Annotated in this window: 23 protein-coding genes; 14 read left to right on the top strand and 9 right to left on the bottom strand. The window is 51.4% G+C overall.

The features are described from left to right. Positions 1-33 precede the first annotated feature (33 nt). From citC to rna, 8 genes are all read left to right on the top strand, one after another. Positions 34-1,110, top strand: coding sequence for a [citrate (pro-3S)-lyase] ligase (gene citC, locus WC1_RS17485; RefSeq protein WP_003022129.1), 1,077 nt, complete (start codon positions 34-36; stop codon positions 1,108-1,110). Beyond that, the gene (gene citD / locus WC1_RS17490; RefSeq protein ID WP_003022125.1) at positions 1,107-1,403 is read left to right on the top strand and encodes a citrate lyase acyl carrier protein; all 297 of its coding nucleotides are present in this window, start codon (positions 1,107-1,109) and stop codon (positions 1,401-1,403) included. Before citC ends, citD begins: the two co-directional genes overlap by 4 nt. Further along, positions 1,400-2,308, top strand: coding sequence for an aldolase/citrate lyase family protein (locus WC1_RS17495; protein ID WP_003022123.1), 909 nt, complete (start codon positions 1,400-1,402; stop codon positions 2,306-2,308). The genes citD and WC1_RS17495 overlap by 4 nt, the downstream gene beginning before the upstream one ends. A 9-nt stretch (positions 2,309-2,317) precedes the next feature. Further along, a complete protein-coding gene (gene citF / locus WC1_RS17500) occupies positions 2,318-3,850 on the top strand; it encodes a citrate lyase subunit alpha (RefSeq protein ID WP_003022120.1) in 1,533 nt (510 codons plus the stop codon). Between the two features lie 3 nt (positions 3,851-3,853). Beyond that, positions 3,854-4,408 carry a citrate lyase holo-[acyl-carrier protein] synthase gene (gene citX / locus WC1_RS17505; protein WP_016149774.1) on the top strand — a complete coding sequence of 185 codons (555 nt, stop codon included), beginning with the start codon at positions 3,854-3,856 and terminating at the stop codon, positions 4,406-4,408. After that, positions 4,377-5,282 carry a triphosphoribosyl-dephospho-CoA synthase CitG gene (gene citG, locus WC1_RS17510; protein ID WP_003835603.1) on the top strand — a complete coding sequence of 302 codons (906 nt, stop codon included), beginning with the start codon at positions 4,377-4,379 and terminating at the stop codon, positions 5,280-5,282. Before citX ends, citG begins: the two co-directional genes overlap by 32 nt. Positions 5,283-5,307: 25 nt before the next feature. Further along, entirely contained in the window at positions 5,308-6,771 is a 1,464-nt protein-coding gene (gene citT, locus WC1_RS17515; protein ID WP_003022114.1) for a citrate/succinate antiporter CitT, read from the top strand. A 110-nt stretch (positions 6,772-6,881) separates the two neighbouring features. Further along, positions 6,882-7,688 (top strand): ribonuclease I, encoded by an 807-nt coding sequence (rna, locus tag WC1_RS17520; protein WP_016149773.1) that lies wholly within the window; start codon positions 6,882-6,884, stop codon positions 7,686-7,688. A 41-nt stretch (positions 7,689-7,729) separates the two neighbouring features. Here the strand turns inward: rna and WC1_RS17525 are convergent, their stop codons facing one another. Beyond that, positions 7,730-8,353, bottom strand: a complete 624-nt coding sequence (locus tag WC1_RS17525) for a flavin reductase family protein (protein ID WP_003022109.1) — start codon at positions 8,351-8,353, stop codon at positions 7,730-7,732. Between the two features lie 96 nt (positions 8,354-8,449). Next, positions 8,450-9,280 (bottom strand): alpha/beta fold hydrolase, encoded by an 831-nt coding sequence (locus tag WC1_RS17530; protein WP_016149772.1) that lies wholly within the window; start codon positions 9,278-9,280, stop codon positions 8,450-8,452. A gap of 975 nt (positions 9,281-10,255) precedes the next feature. On the opposite strand from WC1_RS17530, the gene rnk reads away from it, so the two are divergent. Beyond that, a complete protein-coding gene (rnk, locus tag WC1_RS17535) occupies positions 10,256-10,666 on the top strand; it encodes a nucleoside diphosphate kinase regulator (protein ID WP_003022104.1) in 411 nt (136 codons plus the stop codon). A 183-nt stretch (positions 10,667-10,849) separates the two neighbouring features. Beyond that, positions 10,850-11,278: a universal stress protein UspG gene (gene uspG / locus WC1_RS17540; RefSeq protein ID WP_003022101.1), complete on the top strand. Its 429-nt coding sequence runs from the start codon at positions 10,850-10,852 to the stop codon at positions 11,276-11,278. A gap of 69 nt (positions 11,279-11,347) precedes the next feature. On the opposite strand, the gene WC1_RS17545 is transcribed toward uspG, so the two are convergent. The 6 genes from WC1_RS17545 to ahpC form a co-directional block, all read right to left on the bottom strand. Beyond that, positions 11,348-12,115 carry a dimethyl sulfoxide reductase anchor subunit family protein gene (locus WC1_RS17545; RefSeq protein ID WP_016149771.1) on the bottom strand — a complete coding sequence of 256 codons (768 nt, stop codon included), beginning with the start codon at positions 12,113-12,115 and terminating at the stop codon, positions 11,348-11,350. Further along, on the bottom strand, positions 12,115-12,672 hold the full coding sequence (locus WC1_RS17550) for a 4Fe-4S dicluster domain-containing protein (protein ID WP_016149770.1): 558 nt from the start codon (positions 12,670-12,672) through the stop codon (positions 12,115-12,117). The genes WC1_RS17545 and WC1_RS17550 overlap by 1 nt, the downstream gene beginning before the upstream one ends. Then, on the bottom strand, positions 12,669-14,939 hold the full coding sequence (locus WC1_RS17555; RefSeq protein ID WP_003835615.1) for a molybdopterin-dependent oxidoreductase: 2,271 nt from the start codon (positions 14,937-14,939) through the stop codon (positions 12,669-12,671). Before WC1_RS17555 ends, WC1_RS17550 begins: the two co-directional genes overlap by 4 nt. Continuing rightward, positions 14,936-15,490 carry a TorD/DmsD family molecular chaperone gene (locus WC1_RS17560; protein ID WP_016149769.1) on the bottom strand — a complete coding sequence of 185 codons (555 nt, stop codon included), beginning with the start codon at positions 15,488-15,490 and terminating at the stop codon, positions 14,936-14,938. Before WC1_RS17560 ends, WC1_RS17555 begins: the two co-directional genes overlap by 4 nt. 223 nt (positions 15,491-15,713) lie before the next feature. Next, positions 15,714-17,279: an alkyl hydroperoxide reductase subunit F gene (gene ahpF / locus WC1_RS17565; RefSeq protein WP_016149768.1), complete on the bottom strand. Its 1,566-nt coding sequence runs from the start codon at positions 17,277-17,279 to the stop codon at positions 15,714-15,716. Between the two features lie 154 nt (positions 17,280-17,433). Further along, positions 17,434-17,997: an alkyl hydroperoxide reductase subunit C gene (gene ahpC / locus WC1_RS17570; RefSeq protein ID WP_002894394.1), complete on the bottom strand. Its 564-nt coding sequence runs from the start codon at positions 17,995-17,997 to the stop codon at positions 17,434-17,436. A gap of 366 nt (positions 17,998-18,363) precedes the next feature. Here ahpC and dsbG point away from each other — a divergent pair, with 366 nt between their 5' ends. The 4 genes from dsbG (at position 18,364) to WC1_RS17590 (ending at position 22,217) form a co-directional block, all read left to right on the top strand. Beyond that, positions 18,364-19,110: a thiol:disulfide interchange protein DsbG gene (gene dsbG / locus WC1_RS17575; protein WP_016149767.1), complete on the top strand. Its 747-nt coding sequence runs from the start codon at positions 18,364-18,366 to the stop codon at positions 19,108-19,110. Positions 19,111-19,314: 204 nt separating this feature from the next. Then, positions 19,315-20,220: a DNA-binding transcriptional repressor CitR gene (locus WC1_RS17580; RefSeq protein WP_016149766.1), complete on the top strand. Its 906-nt coding sequence runs from the start codon at positions 19,315-19,317 to the stop codon at positions 20,218-20,220. A 171-nt stretch (positions 20,221-20,391) separates the two neighbouring features. Then, the gene (locus tag WC1_RS17585; protein WP_016149765.1) at positions 20,392-21,615 is read left to right on the top strand and encodes a phosphoadenosine phosphosulfate reductase; all 1,224 of its coding nucleotides are present in this window, start codon (positions 20,392-20,394) and stop codon (positions 21,613-21,615) included. Beyond that, positions 21,600-22,217, top strand: coding sequence for an IbrB-like domain-containing protein (locus WC1_RS17590; protein ID WP_003847426.1), 618 nt, complete (start codon positions 21,600-21,602; stop codon positions 22,215-22,217). Before WC1_RS17585 ends, WC1_RS17590 begins: the two co-directional genes overlap by 16 nt. Here the strand turns inward: WC1_RS17590 and WC1_RS17595 are convergent, their stop codons facing one another. Then, positions 22,218-23,378, bottom strand: coding sequence for a pyridoxal phosphate-dependent aminotransferase (locus WC1_RS17595; protein WP_016149764.1), 1,161 nt, complete (start codon positions 23,376-23,378; stop codon positions 22,218-22,220). Positions 23,379-23,490 lie beyond the last annotated feature (112 nt).

The raw sequence follows: 23,490 nt of genomic DNA, 5'->3' as shown, positions 1-23,490 counted from the left end.
AGTAACAAATATAGCATCGGGGCTCTATTCACTATGTTCGGTAATAATATATTCACGCAAGTTAAACGCTCAGAAAATAAAAAGATGGCGGCTATCACGCAATTTCTGAAAGAGAATGATTTGAGCGTTGACACCACCGTCGAAGTATTTATCACCGTCACCCGTGACGACCGCCTGATTGCCTGCGGCGGTATCGCTGGGAATATTATTAAATGTGTCGCCATCTGCGAATCCGTACGGGGCGAAGGCTTAGCGCTGACGCTGGCGACCGAGTTAATCAACCTCGCCTATGAGCGCCACTGTACGCACCTCTTCATCTATACCAAAACCGAGTACGAATCGCTGTTTAAACAGTGTGGCTTTTCTACGCTGACCAGCGTTCCCGGCATTATGGTGCTGATGGAAAACAGCACCACGCGTCTGAAACGTTACGCTGAATCTCTGGCAAAACAGCGTCGTGAAGGGAAAAAAATTGGTTGCATCGTCATGAACGCCAACCCCTTCACCAACGGACATCGTTTTCTGATCCAACAGGCGGCCGCACAATGTGACTGGCTGCATCTGTTTTTGGTCAAAGAGGATACCTCACGGTTTCCGTATGAAGACCGGTTGGATCTGGTGCTTAAAGGGACAAAAGATATTCCACGTTTAACCGTGCATCGCGGTTCGGAATACATCATTTCCCGCGCCACGTTCCCGTGCTACTTCATCAAAGAGCAGAGCGTTATTAACCACTGCTACACCGAAATAGACCTGAAAATCTTCCGCCAGTACCTGGCACCGGCTCTCGGCGTTACACATCGTTTCGTCGGTACCGAGCCGTATTGCACCGTCACCTCCCAGTACAACAACGATATGCGCTACTGGCTGGAGACCCCAACGCTTCCCGCCCCACCGATTGAACTGGTGGAAATTGAGCGGCTGTGCTTCCAGGAGATGCCGATTTCCGCCTCTTGGGTGCGCAAGTTGCTGGTTAAAAAAGATCTCACGGCTATCGCATCCCTGGTCCCTGACGCCACGCTGCACTATCTGCAAAGCATGGTTGAACGAGCCTCATCAGGTGCGGCAGTCCGCCAAAATACCCCCGCATTAGCAACAGGTGAAAAATGAAAATAAACCAGGCAGCCGTCGCAGGCACACTCGAGTCCGGTGATGTGATGATTCGCATCGCCCCACTCGATTCGCAGGATATTGACCTGCAGGTTAACAGTAGCGTCGAAAAACAGTTCGGTGATGCCATCCGGACCACCATCCTGGACGTTCTGTCCCGCTACAACGTACGCGGCGTGCAATTAAATGTTGATGATAAAGGCGCACTGGACTGCATTTTACGTGCGCGACTGGAAGCACTACTGGCCCGCGCTGGCGGTATTCCGGCACTGCCATGGGAGGATTGCCAGTGATTTCCGCATCTTTGCAACAACGTAAAACCCGTACTCGCCGCAGCATGTTGTTCGTACCGGGTGCCAATGCCGCCATGGTCAGCAACTCGTTCATCTACCCGGCAGATGCACTGATGTTCGACCTGGAAGACTCCGTCGCGTTGCGTGAAAAAGATACCGCTCGCCGCATGGTGTACCACGCGCTGCAGCATCCGCTGTATCACGACGTTGAAACCATCGTGCGTGTAAACGCCCTCGACTCCGAATGGGGCATCAACGACCTTGAAGCAGTGGTACGCGGCGGTGCTGACATCGTACGTTTACCGAAGACCGATACCGCGCAGGATGTCATCGACATCGAAAGTGAAATTCTGCGCATCGAGAACGCCTGTGGCCGTGAACCCGGCAGCACCGGCCTGTTAGCCGCCATTGAGTCGCCGTTAGGCATTACCCGTGCGGTAGAAATTGCCCACGCTTCCGAGCGCCTGATCGGTATTGCTCTGGGTGCGGAAGATTATGTGCGTAACCTGCGCACTGAACGCTCGCCAGAGGGTACTGAACTGCTGTTTGCCCGCTGCTCTATTTTGCAGGCTGCACGTTCTGCCGGTATTCAGGCGTTCGACACCGTGTATTCCGATGCCAACAACGAAGCAGGTTTCCTGCACGAAGCCGCACACATCAAGCAGTTGGGTTTTGACGGCAAGTCGCTCATCAACCCGCGCCAGATCGAACTCCTGCATAACCTGTACGCCCCGACGCGCAAAGAGCTGGCTCACGCCCGTTTGGTCGTAGAAGCCGCTGAAGCCGCTGCCCGCGAAGGTCGTGGAGTGGTTTCCCTGAACGGCAAAATGGTCGACAGCCCGGTTATCGAGCGCGCCCTTCTGGTTATCTCCCGTGCAGAACTTTCCGGCATTCGCGAAGAATAAGGCAAAAAAATGACGCAGAAAATCGAACAGTCTCAACGCCAGGATCGCGTGGCGACCTGGAGCCGTCATGCAGAAAGTGAGCTTTCCGCTTATCAGAGCACCGCAAAAGTAGAACTACAGGCGCAAAAACCGCGCGACAAAAAGCTGTGCGCTAACCTGGAAGACGCCATTCGTCGTTCGGGTTTACAGGATGGCATGACCATCTCTTTCCACCACGCTTTTCGCGGTGGCGATCTGACCATTAACCTGGTGATGGACGCCATCGCCAGTATGGGTTTCAAAAACCTGACGCTGGCCTCCAGCTCTCTGAGCGATTGCCATGCTCCGCTGGTTGAGCACATCCGTCAGGGCGTGGTCAGCCGTATTTATACCTCCGGGTTGCGTGGCCCGCTGGCGGAAGAGATCTCCCGTGGCCTGCTGGCCGAACCGGTACAGATTCACTCCCACGGTGGACGTGTACACTTGGTACAAAGCGGCGAACTCAGCATTGATGTGGCGTTCCTCGGCGTACCGTCCTGCGACCAGTTTGGTAACGCCAACGGTTATACCGGTAAAGCATGCTGCGGCTCACTGGGCTATGCCCGCGTAGACGCCGAAAACGCGAAACAGGTTGTCCTGCTGACTGAACAACTGCTGACCTATCCACATAACCCGGCCAGCATTACACAGGATCAGGTAGATCTGATCGTGCAGATCGATCAGGTCGGCGATGCGGACAAAATCGGTGCTGATGCGACCCGCATGACCACTAACCCGCGTGAACTGTTAATCGCCCGTAGCGCGGCAGAGGTCATTGCTAACTCCGGCTACTTCAATGAAGGCTTCTCACTGCAGACAGGCACCGGCGGCGCTTCTCTGGCCGTGACGCGTTTCCTGGAAGACAAAATGCGCAGCCGCGATATCCGTGCTGACTTCGCGCTGGGCGGCATCACCGCCACCATCGTGGATCTGCATGAAAAAGGCCTGATTCGCAAACTGCTGGACGTGCAGAGCTTCGACCGTAACGCGGCTGAGTCCTTGGCCCGCAACCCAAACCACATTGAAATCAGTGCAAACCAGTATGCCAACTGGGGTTCAAAAGGCGCATCCGTTGACCGTCTGGATGTGGTGGTACTGAGCGCATTAGAAGTAGACACCAACTTCAATGTGAACGTACTGACCGGTTCTGACGGCGTACTGCGAGGCGCATCCGGCGGACACTGTGATACGGCTGTGGCCGCAGCGCTTTCCATCATCGTCGCACCGCTGGTTCGCGGACGCATCCCGACGCTGGTTGATAACGTGCTGACCTGCGTAACCCCTGGCTCCAGCGTTGACATTCTGGTCACTGACCACGGTATCGCCGTCAACCCTGCACGTCCGGAACTGGCAGAACGACTGAAAGAAGCCGGTATGAAAGTGGTGTCCATTGAATGGCTGCGCGAACGTGCACAGCAACTCACCGGTCAGCCACGCGCTATCGAATTCACTGACCGCGTGATTGCCGTTGTGCGTTATCGCGACGGTTCAGTGATTGACGTTGTGCATCAGGTGAAGGAATAAGCCATGCGCCTGCTCCCTGAACTCGCCACCCAACACGCGGTTTCGATTCCCGAGCTGCTCGCCAGCCGCGATGAGAGACAAGCAAGGCAACAGGACTGGCTGACACGCCACTCTGCACCACTGGTCTCGTTTACCGTAGTCGCACCGGGTCCGATTAAAGACAGCGAATTAACCCGTCGCATCTTTAATCACGGCGTAACCGCCTTGCTCGCGCTGGCGGAACAATCTGCCTGGATTGTCAGGGAGCAAACAGCGCTGGTTTCTGCCAGCGGTCCAGAAGGTCTTTTGTCTATTGAGGCTCCGGCCCACGACCTCAAGCTCGCCACGATTGAACTTGAGCATTCACACCCGCTGGGACGGCTATGGGACATCGATGTCCTGACCCCTGAAGGGGAAATTCTGTCCCGGCGTCATTTCGCACTCCCTGCCCGCCGCTGTCTGCTGTGCGAGCAAAGTGCTGCCGACTGTGCGCGGGGTAAAACCCACGCACTTTCCGACTTACTCACTCAGATGGAGGCACTGCTGCATGATGCCGATTCCCGCAACATCAACCAATAATGCAGTCCTTCCTCTGGATCTGCCTGATGCTTACGCAACGCTCGCGTGGCGCGCCATGCTGACTGAAGTCAACCTGTCACCCAAACCCGGTCTGGTAGATCGTATTAACAACGGCGCGCATAAAGATATGGCGCTGGAAGATTTTCATCGCAGCGCCGAGGCTATTCAGGCCTGGCTGCCACGTTTTATTGAATATGGGGCGTTTAGCGCACAGCTGTCGCCTGAGGATGTATTGAAAGGACTGCGCCCGCTGGGCATGGCCTGCGAAGCTGATATGTTCCGCGCCACCGCTGGGGTGAATACCCACAAAGGCAGCATCTTTTCTCTGGGCCTGCTGTGCGCCGCCATTGGCCGCCTGCACCAGCTCCAACTAACTGTTACCGCTGAAACCATTTGCTCTACGGCAGCAACATTTTGCCGTGGTCTGACCGAGCGCGAACTGCGCCAGAACAATCAACAACTCACGGCAGGCCAACGTCTTTATCAGCAACTGGGATTAACCGGCGCACGGGGCGAAGCCGAAGCGGGATACCCGCTAGTCATCCAGCATGCCCTGCCGCACTACCGCGCACTGCTGACTCAGGGCCGCGACCCTGAACTGGCGTTACTCGACACTTTATTGCTGCTGATGTCTATCAACGGCGACACCAACGTGGCTTCACGTGGCGGCGCAGAAGGTCTGCGTTGGCTACAGCAGCAGGCCACCGCCCTGATGCAGCAAGGGGGGATTCGTACCCCTGCCGATCTCGAATACCTACACCAGTTCGACCAACAGTGCATTGAACGCAACCTCAGTCCCGGAGGCTGCGCCGATCTGCTGATCGTCACCTGGTTCTTAGCTCAGATTTCACAAGTTCATCATTATCACAATTAAAGATCCTTTCCGGAGAATCACACACATGTCTTTAGCAAAAGATAAAATATGGAAGTTACTGGCCCCATTGGTCGTAATGGGCGTCATGTTTCTTATCCCCGTCCCTGATGGAATGCCTCCACAGGCCTGGCACTACTTTGCCGTGTTTGTGGCGATGATCGTCGGTATGATCCTCGAGCCAATTCCGGCAACAGCGATCAGCTTTATCGCCGTAACGATCTGCGTTATCGGCAGCAACTATCTGCTGTTTGATGCTTCAGAACTGGCCGACCCGGCATTTAAAGCGGGTAAGCAAGCGCTGAAATGGGGTCTGGCGGGCTTCTCCAGCACCACCGTGTGGTTGGTGTTTGGTGCGTTTATCTTCGCACTGGGTTATGAAGTCACCGGTCTGGGTCGTCGTATCGCGCTGTTTCTGGTGAAATTTATGGGTAAACGCACCCTGACGCTGGGCTATGCGATTGTTATCATCGACATTCTGCTGGCGCCGTTTACACCGTCTAACACCGCGCGTACCGGTGGTACCGTATTCCCGGTTATCAAAAACCTGCCACCGCTGTTTAAATCATTCCCGAACGATCCTTCCGCGCGCCGTATCGGCGGATACCTGATGTGGATGATGGTAATCAGTACCAGCCTGAGCTCCTCTATGTTCGTGACCGGCGCTGCGCCAAACGTACTGGGTCTGGAATTCGTCAACAAAATTGCCGGTATTCAAATCAGCTGGCTGCAATGGTTCCTCAGCTTCCTGCCGGTCGGTATTATTTTGCTGATCGTTGCTCCGTGGTTGTCATACGTTCTGTACAAACCAGAAGTCACTCACAGTGCTGAAGTTGCCGCATGGGCCGGTGATGAACTGAAAGGCATGGGTAAACTGACCCGTAAAGAGATAACGCTGATCGGTCTGGTTCTGCTCAGCCTGGGCCTGTGGGTCTTCGGTGGTAAACTGATTGATGCAACCGCAGTGGGTTTGCTTGCTGTCTCCCTGATGCTGGCGCTGCACGTGGTACCGTGGAAAGACATTACCCGCTATAACAGCGCATGGAACACCCTGGTTAACCTCGCCACGCTGGTCGTTATGGCGAATGGTTTAACCCGTTCAGGCTTCATCGACTGGTTCGCCAACACCATGAGCACGCACCTGGAAGGCTTCTCGCCTAACGCGACCGTAATCGTGCTGGTGCTGGTGTTCTACTTTGCTCACTACCTGTTTGCCAGCCTTTCTGCACACACTGCCACCATGCTGCCGGTTATTCTGGCTGTCGGTAAAGGTATCCCGGGCGTGCCAATGGAACACCTGTGTATCCTGCTGGTACTGTCCATCGGTATCATGGGCTGTCTGACTCCATATGCAACAGGCCCTGGCGTTATCATCTACGGATGTGGTTATGTGAAGTCCAAAGACTACTGGCGTCTGGGTGCTATCTTCGGCGTTATCTACATCTCTATGCTTCTGCTGGTCGGCTGGCCGATTCTGGCAATGTGGAGCTAATCATTTCGGTTCACACCTGATGAAAATGATGCCAGTCAGCTAAACCTGACTGGCATTTTTTATGATTAAATAGATGATATTCAGAATTTATATAAGTATCCGAAATCATCATGACATCAACATGGCGTTATTCTTCGTTGCTGGCAGCACTCCTGCTGCCGGTTTCTGCAGCTCAGGCCGATGAACTTCAGGCAAAACAGTACGCTGATTTTGACAGCTACGTGCTGGCCCTCTCCTGGCAAACCGGATTTTGTCAGAGCCAACACGAGCGTAATCGTCAGGAGCCTGACGAATGTCGTTTACAAAAAGAGAGCGCAGACAAAGCGGATTTCCTGACCGTTCACGGTTTATGGCCCAGCCTGCCTAAATCCATTGCCGCCCGTGGAGTCGACAACCGCCGCTGGATGCGTTTTGGCTGCGCGACTCGCCCTATTCCCAACCTGCCTGAAGCACGTGCCAGCCGTAAATGCGCGGCCCCCGAAACCGGGCTGTCGCTGGAAAGCGCAGCAAAACTCAGCGCCGTAATGCCCGGCGCTGGAGGGAGATCCTGTCTGGAACGTTACGAGTATGCCAAACATGGCGCGTGTTTCGGTTTTGATCCCGACGCGTACTTTGGCACGATGGTACGGCTGAATAATGAGGTTAAGAACAGCGAGGTGGGCAAATTCCTGGCGGAAAACTACGGCAAAACTGTCAGCCGTAACGCATTTGACGCCGCAGTTGCCAAAAGCTGGGGCAAAGAGAACGTCAAAGCTGTGAAGCTAAGCTGCCACGGCAATCCGGCGTATCTCACTGAGATCCAGTTATCCCTGAAAGCCGACAACATCAACCAGACGTTATCTGCACGGTCATTCTTACCGCAACCGCATCCGGGTAGCTGCGGTAAACAGTTTATTATCGACAAAGTGGGATATTGAAACTTGCGACCGACGCTGCAAGCTGGCGTCGGTCCGTAAGCTCAGCGTTTTGCTCGTGCATCCGGGCGAACTAAATCAAAACGGTGTGTTTCACTGATCGAATAATACGCCGTTGGCCCACCTGCACGCAGTACCGGCTTCGCTTTCGCCGTCTGATAGATGCCGTCTTCCAGGAGTGTTTCATCAATGTGGATGCCCACCACTTCCCCCAATACCAGCCAGGTATCAACCGGTGAGCCATCAGCGGTAGTCAGTTGCAGGCTTTGCGATAAGCGACACTCAAAATTGACCGGGCTTTGCGCCACGCGCGGCACGTTGACTATCCGGCTATCTGCTTTACTAAGCCCGGCGGCAAAAAACTCGTCCTCACCGTGCGGCAAGCTGGCTGACGTTTCGTTCATCGCAGTGGCCAGCTCAAGAGTCGTCAGGTTCCAGACAAATTCACCGGTTTCGATAATATTCTGCACGCTGTCTTTCCAGCCGCTGCTAGCGAAACCGATAATCGGCGGATGATAGTTAAAACAGTTAAAGAAACTGTATGGTGCCAGATTGTGCCGACCATTGCCGTCACGCGACGCAATCCAGCCAATCGGGCGCGGTCCAATGATGGCATTTAGCGGGTCATGCGGTAAGCCGTGTCCCTGTGACGGTTGATAGAAATACATAGCGTTCCCTGTTGAAGTTAACGTCAGCGCAGCACAAATTATGCTTCGCTCATCCCCCTGGAAAAAGAAGATCAGCGTAGAACAATCTGCCAACGATTACGACTGAATAAAGTTGAGCAGGTCACCGTTGATCTGTTGTTTATGGGTGGTGCAAATGCCATGCGAGCCGCCGACATATACCTTCAACTGCGAATCAGGCAGTATTTCCGCCGCGATCTTTCCGCAGGTTTCAAACGGGACAATCTGATCGTCATCACCGTGGATCACCAGCGTCGGGATGGTCATCTTTTTGAGGTCCTCACGCAGATCTGTTTCCGAAAACGCGTGGATACAGTCGTACAACGCTTTGATGGAACCTTGTAAACCCTGTTCAACAAAACTTTCCCCGACGGCTTTCGACTCTTTTGCGCCAGGACGGTTGTAGCCATAGAATGCAGCGGTTAATTCATAGAAAAAGGCGGCGCGATCGTTCACAACCCCCTCACGGATGCCATCGAATACCTCTTTCGGCACGCCATTTGGATTAAAGTCAGTCTTGATCATGATGGGCGTCACCGCGCCAATTAACACCGCTTTTGCCACCCGCTGCGTCCCATGCCGGCCAATATAACGAGCCACTTCCCCACCGCCGGTAGAGTGTCCGACATGGACGGCATCTTTAAGATTGAGATGCGCGGTAAGTTCAGCCAGATCGTCAGCATACTGATCCATATTGTGACCATCCCAGGGTTGGGCCGAACGCCCATGGCCACGCCTGTCATGGGCGATCACACGAAATCCTTTCGACCCGAGGAACAACATCTGATCCTCAAACGCATCTGCCGTCAGCGGCCAACCATGACTGAAGACAATGGGCTGTCCACTTCCCCAGTCTTTAAAATGCAAATAGCTGCCGTCTTTCAAAGTAAGTTTGTCGTACTGGCTCATGAGATCTCCTGTCGCGGAACACTGAGTTGTTTGACGCGCCCGCAGCGAGCGCTTAAAAAGCATAATGCAAATTGGAGAACGATCACGTTTTTCGGCTAAAATCACACCATACGCGTAATGCTTGTCAGTTAACGAACCGAAGGTAATGAATCTGTTGCCTCTGGTGTATTGTTCCGTTCACCTTATGTTTTTCACTTATCTGAAACCATACTGCCTGTGAACGTGTTAAGGGTACTATCGCCGTACCCTTAACAATCCCGGCTCCCGGCGGGAAAATTGTTGCTGCGCAATACCCTCCGCTTATTCCTCCAGGCTACCGGGCCGGGCGCGAGGAAACATCCCTGTAAAGCGCGCCCTGAGCCAGCATCCATGCTGGCTCTCCCGGCCTTGCGGAAACACGTCGGCAATTTTCAGCCGGACCAGCCCACACCTGACCAACTGTATTTTTTGTTTAAACAGCAAAACAGATTGAGCTGGAAGTCAGAGCGTTGCAGCGATGACACCGGTCCGGCTGAAAATCGATGAGGCGTTGACGGTTGACCGGGTCTGCCCGCAGGGATGCGGGCAGAGGGGACGGCCTGCAGGGACGCAGGCTCGGCCCCGACCCGACAGGCAGACGGCATAAGACGAATGAATCGCGTAGCGACGATTTTCCCGCCGGGAGCCTGGGTTGCAAGGGAGGCGGCGGCGAGCCTCCCTTGCCCGTTCACGGGGGCTGTGCCTCAGACAAGTGATGCCGCTGAGGTGAACGGAACCCTGAGCCGGGATCACATGTTCCCCATAATGCTTAACTGACTGACATTACACCATACGCGACAATATTGATGATTTGCCTGAATGTGAACTAAATCACTTCAAACATGGGGTAAGTCTCAGTATCATCATAAAAGCTAAACCCTTGCCGCCTGACGGTGAGGGTTTTCTTTTGGGATTATTTACCTGCGCACCCGCAGTATCGACGACATGGAGTAATAAATGTCCAGACCAACTATCATCATTAACGACCTCGATGCGGAACGCATTGACCGCCTGTTGGAGCAACCTGCGTTTGCTGGTTTACCGATTGCCGACGCCCTTAACGCCGAGCTGGATCGTGCCCAAATGTGTTCTCCAGAAACCATGCCGCACGATGTCGTGACCATGAACAGCCGCGTGAAATTCCGCAATCTGAGTGATGGCGAAGTCCGTGTGCGTACCCTGGTGTATCCGGCCACTATGACTGACAGCAGCACACAGCTTTCGGTAATGGCACCTGTCGGCGCTGCACTTTTGGGGCTGCGCGTTGGTGATACCATTCACTGGGAACTGCCAGGCGGGACCTCAACGCACCTCGAAGTTATTGAGCTTGAGTACCAGCCTGAAGCTGCAGGCGACTACCTGCGCTAACTCTGTCTTATCAAAGCCACTCGCTTTATCTTACAGGGGATGCATCCGCATCCTCTTTCCGGTTAGATCTCCCTGCTCCTCGCTTTCTTTCATGTTCGCAAAACATAAATCTGTGTCGTGACTGACAGAATCATTTTTAATACTATGCTGTTATGTGTTCATGTAATGACAAGGAGAATGTTTATGTACAACACAATCATAATGCCTGTTGATGTATTCGAAATGGAACTGAGCGACAAGGCTATTCGCCATGCAGAATTTCTGGCCCAGGATAAAGGGGTTATCCATCTGCTGCATGTGCTGCCAGGCTCAGCGAGCCTAAGTCTGCATCGCTTTGCCGCTGACGTTCGTCGTTTTGAAGAGCATCTGCAACACGAAGCGGAAACCCGTCTGCAAACGATGGTCGGTCACTTCAGCATCGATCCTTCCCGTATTAAGCAACACGTCCGCTTTGGCAGCGTCCGTGACGTGGTCAACGAGTTGGGTGAAGAGTTGAATGCAGATGTCGTTGTCATTGGGTCGCGTAACCCATCAATCAGCACCCATCTGCTCGGCTCAAACGCTTCCAGCGTTGTCCGTCACGCGACTTTGCCAGTGCTGGTTGTTCGTTAACTGCCACTGATTCGCTAAAGAAAACCCCTGCCAGGTTAACGCCTGACAGGGGTTTTTATTACCTCACGATCAATACAAATGACCGATATTCACGATGGTGCTGATCGTATCGCCAAAGAACGTCAGACGACTCAGGAATATGCCAACAAACAGCAGGACAAAAATCGCTTTTGCGCGACGCTCTCCCTGACGGCTTAGCACAAAGGCCACCGCCAGACAGACCAGACTCGCCAGATAAAGCGGCGACGTCAGCCAGGCATGCGCCGTCATCTGCATGATAGTGCCGCCGCTTAGCCAGATAATGGGCGCGGCGATCATGACCGCCATACACACAACAATCCCCTGGCGCAATGCGGCAACGGCAGGTGCAAGGTTAAGCAGTGGAATCGCCGCACACCCCATCACCCACACCGTGATAAAGAACAACAGCATTGTCAGACCGTTGGCTATCGCCACCATTGCCGGGGCAGCATAGGTCATCCCCTGCACCGCCACCAGCGCGATACCGAGAACAGAGGCCAGAACAGCTGGCGCTTTGTGCCCTTTTGCCAAAAACGTCACCCCGACCGCCGCACCGTATAAGGTTGCGCCAAGAATTTCACGGCTCAGCCAGGCGTGCTGCAGGTTAATCAGGGCATCGTAGGCGCGATCCGGATGTGCAAGGTGCAGGATCGCTGCAACGGACGCCACCGCCAGAACCAGCCCACTTACCAGCCAGTACAGGCGTTTGCTTTCCAGTTTTCCTTGCAGCGTGCGTAGCGTCAGAATGAGCGTGATCCCAACCGACATCTGGCTCAATACGGTAAAAATAACCAGCGGAAGTTCATACTTTTCCATTACTTGCCCTCCGGCTGCTTCGGCTGACGCGCAAGGATAAAACGCGTGCCAGGATTAAGCTGCGGCATACGCGGGAATCCCGGCGGATACTGTACGGCATTGTCAGGTATAGGATCGGCATCCAGATCGATAAGCGTCAGCGCACCTACCGGACAGGCATTCACGCAAGCCGGTTGCATACCAACATCAAGGCGCTCGTAGCACATGCTGCATTTTTCCGCTTTATTCGTCTCCTCATTAAAACGCGGCGCACCGTATGGGCAGTTGCGGATACAGTTTTTGCATCCAATACAGCGCTCTGGGTTATGCACCACGACACCATCTTCACGCTTGGTGTACGCCTCTACCGGACACGCCGCCAGACAGGCCGGGTTTTCGCAGTGGTTACAGGCCAGCGAATAGAACGCCCGCTCTTCATGCGGATAAATTTCTTTATCCAGCGGGTAGACATAGCGCCAGAAACGTTCAGGTTCCAACTGGTTAAAACTCTTACACGCCATTGCACAGCCACGGCAGCCGATGCATTTATCGCTATTAACTAAAAACGCGCGTCTCATGCCGCTGCTCCTTTACTGATCAAAATGATGTCCGCAAACTGACTGTGGATAGCCGCACCTGGCGCACCGGTTTTCATCAACCCCATATCGGCTGGGGTATCTGCCACCACGTTTTGAACGTTGTATTTCCGTTTCGGGAACCACGCCTCGTACATCACCAGGAAATCTTCCGGAACGTTAGCGGTCACCTTCGCACGCAGTTCTACTTCACCTACGGTGTTAAACACTTTCACCAGGTCGTTTTCGGCAATGCCTCTTTTTTCTGCGGAAATCGGATGCATATAGACAAACGGCTCCGGATAGAAGACCTGCATCCAGTCAAGGTTGATAAATTGGGAATGGATACCGAACTGCACATGCGGTGTAAACAAGTGGAATGGCAGCGTGCTTTTCGCCTCCGGTTTGTATTCCGGCAGCGCCGTATGGCCATTTTTCTCACACAGCTCAGATCTGAACTCAAACTTTCCTGAGGGGGTTTTAAATTTGCGGTCATACCAGGCCGCAGAACTCGGCAAAATGGCTTTTTTCGGGCCATCCAGTAAGTCATCCCATGAGGAGATGCCAAACATTTTGGCCATTCCGTCATTGAATTCCTGGTCCAGCCAACGCTTATGATTGAACTCCTGCGGGAATGTGCAAGAACCCGGCTCCAGCTTGTTGATTGTGCGGGAAAGTAAAACGGCGATTTCCAGATCGCATTTTGCCTCGTACATTGGCTTAATTGCAGGCTGGTTGATTGAGAGCCAGTAGTGCCAATATGAGGCGTCTACGTTCCACTCTTCAAAGGCCGTGGTGACAGGCAAAACGATATCGGCATGCTGGACGGTCTCGTTAAAGAACTGATCGGCACAGACCACCATTTCCAGTTTTTCGAATGCTTTTTCCATCTTGCTGCGATCAAAATCCTGAGCAAACGGGTTCTTACAGGCAACCCAAAGCATTCGGACAGGCGGCTCGTTGGCTTCCAGAATTCCCTTGGCGGTCTGGTTGATATTCAATGAGCGATCGGAATACTGTGCGACTTCCCCCGCAGAACCAAACTCGCTGGTAGTTCCCGCTGCACCTGGCATACCGATGGAGCCTACCGGTGGCTTCTGCAGCATGGCATTGTAGTTAAAGCCCCAGGTATGCAGGTGGCCGTAGCGAGCGCCACCGCCTTCAATGCCAATATTGCCGGTCATTGCCACAAAGGCATCGATCGCCCGTACGTTAGCGCCGCCGTTAACATGACGCTGCATGCCGTAGCCAATCCACACGGTAGCAGGGTTAACCGCGGTAAATTCTTCCGCCAACTGGCGAATAACATCCGCCGACAGCCCGCAAATCTCAGACGCCCACTCTACGGTAACGCTGTTGCGCAGATAGGCTTCGAATTCCGGGTAACCATGGGAATAGTTGTTGACGAAATCCTGGTCCACCAGACCTTTATCCACCAAATGACGTGCCATACCCAGCGCCAGCGCACCATCAGAACCAGGACGAACGCGTAAATAGAGATCGGCTTTCGCAGCGGTCTGGGTTAACAGCGGATCGATAACGACCACTTTCGCCCCTTTCTCCCGCGCCTGGTAGATATACTTCATGGTGTGCATAGAGCACCAGGCCGGGTTAGCGCCCCAGATAATGATGTATTTTGCTTTCACAAAATCTTCCGGGTCGTTACACCACATATCACCCATATCGTAGTTCTGGGCATCGATACCGGCTGGCCAGCAAGGTGTTCCGGCAAAACGCGTGGTGTAACCCAGCGAAGACATCATCCCTTCAACCGCATAGTTCAATACCCCAAATTTGCCGGAATATTTGGTCATCGCCAGACCCAGCATTGAACCGTCTTTCTTTTTAATCTCCAGCATCTTGGTCGCAATGCGCTGCATTGCTTCGTCCCAGGAAATACGACGCCAGTTCCCACTGCCGCGAACATCCTGAACCATCGGATATTTAATGCGATCCGGGCTGTATACCCGACGCGGGTAGCTCAGTCCCTTCACACACGGAGTTCCATGCGTAAACGTTGACTCAGGCGCACCCTCCACAAAGGTGATGACGTCATCCTTCACCCAGGTTTTCAGGCTACAAGTGTCATAGCAGTTACGCGGACAGGCGTTACGATAGATTTTGTAGGTTTTGGGGTTAAATGGAATGGGCGGTTGCGCCAATGCACAACGTGAAGTCAGCAATCCCCCTGGCAGGGCTGCGACCGTGCCAAGGGCAATCAACCCTTTCAAAAATGAACGTCTGTTCAGAACTCCCGGTTCATTACTCATATTGATACTCTCGTTTTTAATTCATCAAGCCAAGAAGACAATCTTCCAGCTACGTTTTTCAACGTGGCGGTTTGTGCATTTATATTTATTTTTTCTATATACTCGGGCACCCACACCGCGACATACTCAGATGCATATCGAGTAAGGGTCACCTGGTATTCTGACGATGCTCTGGCATTAGCTGATAATAAAACCGCCAATTCCAATACACAGGAAATATGATCATCCAGAATATTATTCACGACACTTATAGATAACCCTATATTTGCCATGAATTCCCGAATGCTAAGGGTTGATTTACCCATTACAAGGGCATCTTCTTCAAGATAAACCGAGGCAAACGGCGCGGCCTTTAACTTCTGCGGTCCGACAAACAGCGCATTGAAGTCGTACTCCGCTTCCAGCCACTCCTGCTCTGTTAGCGCCGAGGCATTTGTATCTAAAGCTGAATAAGCCGCTTTCAGCGTGCAATTATCGTGAGAGATAAAAAAATCACGTAACAATAACCCTGTCGATTCAAAGATCGTCAGGGTTTCATATATTTCACCCATGAATTAACCAACCATTTATTCACACAACAAATGAAAAAATAATGCAGGTTAATATAATAAAGATAACGCCCTCTCTTTCTTTGATGAAAATAATGATCAGGCTAATTAAGTGAATGTTTTATACGGTTTATTGTTTCAAGAATTGACAATGTGAGTATATGGAAATAAAAAACCGCCAGCGGATGACTGGCGGTTTTGGCATTGCAGGTGAGTCTTACTCTTTTTATGCTACTGTCGTGCGAATCAGATAATCAAACGAACTCAACGAGGCCTTCGCGCCTTCACCGGTCGCGATGATAATCTGCTTATACGGTACGGTGGTGCAGTCACCGGCAGCGAAAACACCTTTCACGCTGGTTTCGCACTTGGCATCGATGATGATTTCACCCATGCGATTACGTTCAACGGCGCCTTCCAGCCAGTTGGTGTTCGGCAGCAGACCAATCTGTACAAAGATACCGGCCAGTTCCACATTGTGAACATCCCCGCTCACGCGGTCACGATACTCCAGGCCAATGACCTTGCTGCCATCGCCTTTCACTTCTGTCGTTTGCGCGTTCAGAATGATGTCGATATTTTTCAGGCTGCGAAGCTTATTCTGCAGCACCTGGTCTGCCTTCATTTCAGGAGCAAACTCCAGCAGCGTCACATGTTCAACAATACCTGCCAGGTCGATAGCCGCTTCAACGCCGGAGTTACCGCCGCCAATTACCGCAACACGCTTACCTTTAAACAGCGGACCATCACAGTGCGGGCAATAGGTTACACCTTTGGTGCGATACTGATCTTCACCCGGAACGTTCATGTTGCGCCATTTCGCGCCGGTGGCGATGATAATGCTACGTGCTTTCAGCACCGCGCCGGAGGCTGTTTCAATCTGATGCAAACCGCCTTCCTGCGCTGCCGGGATCAGTTTGCTTGCGCTCTGGCTGTCGATCACATCGACATCATAATCATCAACGTGTGCTTTCAGCGCACCTGCCAGTTTCTGACCTTCAGTTTTCGGTACTGAGATGTAGTTTTCAATATCAACGGTATCAAGAACCTGACCGCCAAAACGTTCGCCCATCAGACCGGTGCGAATGCCTTTACGTGCAGAGTACACCGCTGCCGCCGCCCCCGCAGGACCAGAACCGACAATCAACACGTCATAAGCATCGCGCTTATTCAGTTCTTCAGCCGCACGTTTTTCTGCGCCGGTATCCACTTTCGCCACGATCTCAGTCAGCGTCATACGACCCTGGCCGAACTCTTTGCCGTTCATAAATACCGCCGGAACGCCCATCACGTTACGATCGGTGATTTCGTTCTGGAATGTACCGCCGTCAATCGCCGTATGTTTGATACGTGGGTTCAGTACCGACATCAGGTTCAACGCCTGCACTACGTCCGGGCAGTTGTGGCAGGAGAGCGAATAATAGGTTTCAAATTCAAAATCACCGTCGAGATCGCGGATCTGCTCCAGCAACGCCTGTGCCTCTTTTGACGGGTGACCGCCGGTCCACAGCAGAGCCAGCACCAGAGAGGTAAACTCATGACCCAGCGGAGAACCGGCAAAACGCGGTCCCTGGTGAGAACCGGGATTGGTAATCAGGAACGATGGCTTACGCACCGCCAGAGTATTGTCTTCTTTAAAGGTGACTTTTTCTGACAGTTCAGCAATTTCAGTCAGCAGTTCCTTGATTTCTGCCGATTTAGCGCTGTCATCCAGCGTAGCAATCAGCTCAACAGGTTTGGTCAGTTTCTCAAGATAAGCCCTGAGCTGGGTTTTCATATTTGTGTCGAGCATTATTCTTCCCTCTCTGAAAACATCATCATGCAAGCCGATTTTGCGGGACTGCATTAATGCAACTTGCGTCATGGTGCTGGAATAAAACAGGCGCAGATTTGCGCCTGTGGAATGCCGGATGCACTACGTTTATCCGGCCTACAAATTATGCGACTTAAATCTTACCAACCAGGTCCAGAGATGGAGCTAAGGTTGCTTCACCTTCTTTCCATTTCGCCGGGCAAACTTCACCTGGGTGAGAAGCGACATACTGTGCAGCTTTAATTTTACGCAGCAGGTCAGATGCATCACGGCCGATACCTTCAGCAGTAACTTCGATTGCCTGGATGATACCCTGCGGGTCAACAACGAAGGTTGCGCGGTCAGCCAGACCTTCATCTTCACGCATGTTGTCGAAGTTACGGGTCAGGGCGCCAGTCGGGTCGCCGATCATCGCGTATTTGATTTTAGCGATGGTCTCAGAGCTGCTGTGCCATGCTTTGTGGGTGAAGTGGGTATCAGTAGATACGGAATACACATCTACGCCCAGTTTCTGCAGTTCTTCGTAATGGTCTGCAACGTCACCCAGTTCGGTCGGGCATACGAAAGTAAAGTCAGCCGGGTAGAAGAAGAAGACGCTCCAGCGACCTTCGGTATCTTTCTCGGTTACTTCGATGAACTCACCGTTTTTGAACGCCTGGTTTTTGAAAGGTTTAATTTTGGTATTAATCAAAGACATCTGTACTTCCTCCGTGTTTTCGTTGAGAGATAAGTTAACGAAAATCTCTTAGCAGGGCTAATGCGTTTCCTTTATCAAATCAATAAGCGTTAACTAACAACTTACTCAATCGAACCTAAAAGACAAAAGTAAAAAAGGCCCCCTATGCAGGGAGCCTCATTACCCGAGCTACCCGCAGGTAACGTCAGTGCCAGCAGGGCTGGCTATGTGTTGCGCTCTACATTACCTTAACAAAGGTCGTAACAGCGATTGGGATTACATCACCCAACTCAAGAAAGGGCAATCGACGGACCGTCGATCTTACCTATGGCTGCGATAGGTTTTGCAATTAAGCCCCCTTTCCTGCTGATTTTATAAGGAAAATCAATGTTTAAACGTACCTTACTTTTAACCCTGCTCCCTGCCGTGGTGCATGCCGAAGAACTGCCTGCTCCCGTTAAAGCTATTGAGAAACAGGGCATTACCATCCTGAAGCCTTTCGATGCTCCGGGTGGAATGAAAGGCTATCTGGGAAAATACCAGGACATGGGGGTCACTATCTATGTCACGCCTGATGGTAAACATGCCATCTCCGGCTACATGTATAATGAAAAAGGCGAAAACCTCAGTAATTCGCTCATAGAAAAAGAGATCTATGCCCCTGCCGGACGTGAAATGTGGCAGCGAATGGAAAAAGCGTCGTGGATTCTGGACGGGAAAAAAGAGGCACCGGTTATTGTGTACGTGTTTGCCGATCCCTTCTGTCCCTATTGTAAACAGTTCTGGCAGCAGGCGCGTCCGTGGGTAGAATCCGGTAAAGTTCAGTTGCGTACATTATTGGTTGGCGTAATTAAACCTGAAAGTCCGGCCACCGCCGCTGCAATTCTGGCAACCAAAGATCCGGCCAAAACCTGGCATGACTATGAGGCATCCGGTGGGAAAATGAAGCTGGAAATCCCGGCTTCGGTCCCTGCGGAGCAAATGAAGTTACTGAATATCAACCAAAAGTTGATGGATGATTTGGGGGCCAATGTAACGCCGGCTATCTATTACATGAGTAAAGACGATACGTTACAACAGGAAGTAGGCTTACCGGATAAAGAAAAATTAAACATTATCATGGGAAATAAATAAAAGTAACAAGATGAGTGATTGTTATCGTTCTCATATCAATCACTCATTTAAATTAACTTTCCTGCTGAAAATTACGCAACTTGTGCTATTTTAGCTAAAGTTAATTATTCATTAAGCACACAAACATAAATTTCAAGAATAACTACCATTTAAACTATTCCACAATTGAATTTTTCACTACATTACCATCACAGGAAGGTACGCATGGCTAACCTCTATGACCTCAAAAAGTTCGATCTCAACCTGTTGATTATATTTGAATGCATATATCAACATTTGAGCATCAGCAAGGCTGCAGAAACGCTGTACATCACGCCATCAGCTGTAAGTCAGTCATTGCAACGACTGCGTACGCAGTTTAACGACCCTTTATTTATTCGCTCCGGCAAAGGTATTACGCCCACGGTGACGGGTATTAATCTTCATCATCATCTTGAGCAAAACCTGAATCACCTGGAGCAAACAATAAGCATCATGCATGGTGCCCAGCTGAAAAATAAATTCATTATTTACAGCCCACAACTTACAACCACCGTAAATGTGACGACATTAATTCATGCTCTGGTACAAGATTCAGATATTGAAGTGGAACATCACGATATCTTAATGTCGGCAGAAACTGCTGAAAACATACTGGCTTACCGCAAGGCCGACATGGTGGTTACGATGATGCCGGTCCATAACCGTTCCGTCGTTTGCATCCCTTTTAAGACTATCGAGAGTGTTTTGATTTGTAGAAAAGACCATCCCAGAATGAATGACTCAAGCACCCTGCAACAAATTATGCAAGAGCAATTCACCTTCTTACTCACCGAAGAGAAAGGTATTAAAGAATGTCAATCACAAGCCAATACTTTTTTTGTTAATCGTAAGATTGGATTTAGTAGCGATTCTCTGACATCAATCGTTAATATTATTTCCAGCACGGATATTATTGGCCTGATTCCTAAATTAATGTACGATCACTATGCGACTGCACTTAATCTCAAAGAGATTAGTGTTGACTTTAATCTACCCAGCGTCCAGCTATTTTTAATGTATAACAGGGCGTCGCTTAACAACAAAGCATTCGCTGCATATATAAATCAAATCTCCTCAGAAGGTCTGTAAATCGTATTGCAACTTCTCATCAGTACATTTAATTCATTTTCAGAATGTAACAAGGCAACACATATAAATTAAATATATATTTAAATATTGCATACTATATAAATTGGCATATCGTAATAATGTGCATCTCTTATTAATACAAACAATAAAAATCTCTGATATGGTCTTGATATGTCTGTTTATAAAATACCATTGAATCAAAACGTTCTCGAAGCCGCACAGGATCGTATCGCCTGGACGCTTGAGGCTCTGCCACGCATTTGCGTTTCTTTCTCTGGAGGTAAAGATTCGGGGCTGATGTTACATCTAACCGCCGCCATTGCCCGCCAGTTACAGAAAAAAATAAACGTCTTGTTTATCGACTGGGAGGCGCAGTTTTCCTGCACTATCGATTATATCCAGGCGCTGCGCGAGAGTTATTCCGATGTCATCGAAAATTTCTATTGGGTGGCATTACCGCTGACGACGCAGAATTCACTGTCACAATTTCAACCCGAATGGCAGTGTTGGGAGCCGGGTACGCAATGGGTTCGCCAGCCGCCCGCAGATGCCATAACCGATCCTGAATATTTCTCCTTCTATCAACCCGGCATGACCTTTGAACAATTTGTTCGTGAGTTCGCTGACTGGTTTTCGCAGAAACGACCGGCTGCCATGATGGTGGGCATCCGCGCCGATGAGTCATATAACCGCTTTGTTGCCATTGCCAACTCGCAAAAGCAGCGTTTTGCCGATGACAAGCCGTGGACGACTGCAGCACCTGGTGGACACACCTGGTATATTTACCCGCTGTATGACTGGAAAACAGCCGACATCTGGACGTGGTTTGCGAAGTCAAAATTGCCGTGTAACCCCCTGTATAATCTGATGTACCAGGCCGGGGTCCCGACACGATATATGCGCATTTGCGAACCCTTTGGCCCGGAACAGCGTCAGGGATTATGGCTATATCATGTCATTGAACCCGAGCGCTGGGCGGCTATGTGCGCCCGTGTCAGCGGTGTTAAAAGCGGGGGGATTTATGCCGGTCATGACAACCATTTTTACGGTCATCGGAAAATACTTAAACCAGAGCATTTAAGCTGGCAGGAATATGCCATGCTGCTATTGAACAGCATGCCGGAGACTACCGCAGAGCATTACCGCAATAAAATCGCCGTCTATTTGCAGTGGTATAAGAAAAAAGGCATGGATAATATCCCGCAAACTCAGGAAAGCGATATTGGTTCGAAAGATATTCCTTCATGGCGACGTATCTGCAAAGTCCTGTTGAATAATGATTACTGGTGTCGGGCACTTTCATTCAGTCCAACGAAACCCAAAAACTACCAACGCTATAACGAACGTATGAAAACAAAACGCCAGGAATGGGGAATCTTATGCAACACCGACTAACTCACGAACTCCTCGGCTTTCTTTCTGGCCTGTCAGAAGAAGAACGAATTGAAGCCATCAATGAATTCAGGCGGGCGATACACAGCGTCAGTCCCTTTCGCAAGGAACCCGTAGATTGCGTACTTTGGGTTAAAAATGATCACATTTCACCCAATGACTACAACCCCAATAACGTTGCGCCACCGGAGAAAAAGCTGCTGCTGAAGTCCCTTGAAGCAGACGGGTTTACACAGCCCATTGTGGTGGTTCACTCAACGGCAGAGGAATACGAAATTGTCGACGGTTTCCACCGCCACGAGTTAGGTAAAGCCAAAGCCTCACTGAGGCCCAGGCTTAAAGGATACCTGCCGGTTGCCTGTTTAGAACGAGAACGCCAAGAGCGTATGGCGGCGACCATTCGCCACAACCGCGCCCGTGGGCGTCATCAAATCCACGCCATGTCCGAGATTGTCCGCGAGCTATCGCAACTGGGATGGAGTGAAGAAAGAATTAGCAAGGATCTCGGCATGGACAACGACGAGGTGTTACGCCTGAAGCAAATCAACGGTCTGCAAGAGTTGTTCGCCGACCGTCGATTCTCCAAAGCCTGGACGGTGAAATAGCTACAGCGACACCAGACGTTCAGCTGCTGCTAACAGCGTCGATTCTTGCTTGGCAAAACAGAGACGAATCAGTTTATGCGGGAAAGGATCGGCGCAAAACACCGACAGCGGTATCGCCGCAACGCCCACTTCAGTGGTCAGCCACTGGCAAAATTCCACGTCGTTAAGCGTGGAAACGGCGCTGAAATCGACCAGCAGAAAATACGTGCCTTCACACGGCAGAATTTCCAGTCGGCTGTCACGCAGCGCGTTCACCAACACGTCGCGTTTTTTCTGATAAAACGCAGGCAGCTCGCGATAGTGTGCAGGATCTTCTCGTAGCATATCCGCCAGTGCCAACTGAGCCGGCGTGTTGACAGAAAACGTCAGATACTGGTGTACCTTGCGTAACTCAGAGCTAATGGCTGCTGGCGCAACGCAGTAGCCAATCTTCCAGCCGGTCATATGGTAGGTCTTACCAAACGATGAAACAGCAACAGCGCGTTCCCGCAGCTCTGAATGTGCCAGCACACTGGCATGCCCTTGCCTGGCGAAACAGATATGCTCATAAACTTCGTCGCTGATGACAAAGATCTCGCGTTCTTTAATTGCTTGCCACAGCGCGTCAAAATCGGCCTGATGCCACACGGTGGCAGAAGGATTATGTGGCGTGTTCAGGATAACCAATCGGGTACGGTCGCTGAGTAAGGCACTAAAAGCCTGCCAGTCGACGCGAAAAGACGGTGGTTGCAGCGCGATACGTTTAACCACCCCGCCGGATAATTCAACCGCAGGCGCATAGCTGTCGTAGCTCGGGTCAAAACAAATCACCTCATCACCTGGGCGCACCAGCGCAGTGATCGCGGCATACAGCGCTTCTGTGGCCCCCGCCGTGATGGTCACTTCACTATTCGCGTCGGGTTTGTAGCCGTACAGGTCTGCCGTTTTATCCGCGATGGCTTCGCGCAGCGGCTGCACGCCCGTCATCGGTGCATACTGGTTTGCACCGTGCGCGACGTGATACGCCAGACGCTCCTGCAAAAAGAGCGGACCGTCAAAATCAGGAAATCCCTGCGAGAGATTAATGGCCTGATGCTGCTGCGCCAGCGCACTCATTTGCGTGAAGATAGTAGTGCCCAGGTTAGGCAGTTTGCTTTGCGGAATCAGCGGGTTATTACTCATTATTGTTATCCCAGCGTGTGATGTTGTGGTTGAAGCCACTATAACACGATGCTAGTATTTGGCAATCAAGACGTTCAGACGTCTATATAAAAATAACCTGCCTGGACAGGAC

This window comes from Citrobacter sp. KTE30 (genome assembly GCF_000398825.1).
GTDB lineage: Bacteria > Pseudomonadota > Gammaproteobacteria > Enterobacterales > Enterobacteriaceae > Citrobacter > Citrobacter freundii.
The sequence above is the reverse complement of the archived record's forward strand: the minus strand, read 5'-3'. Positions and strand labels throughout refer to the sequence as shown.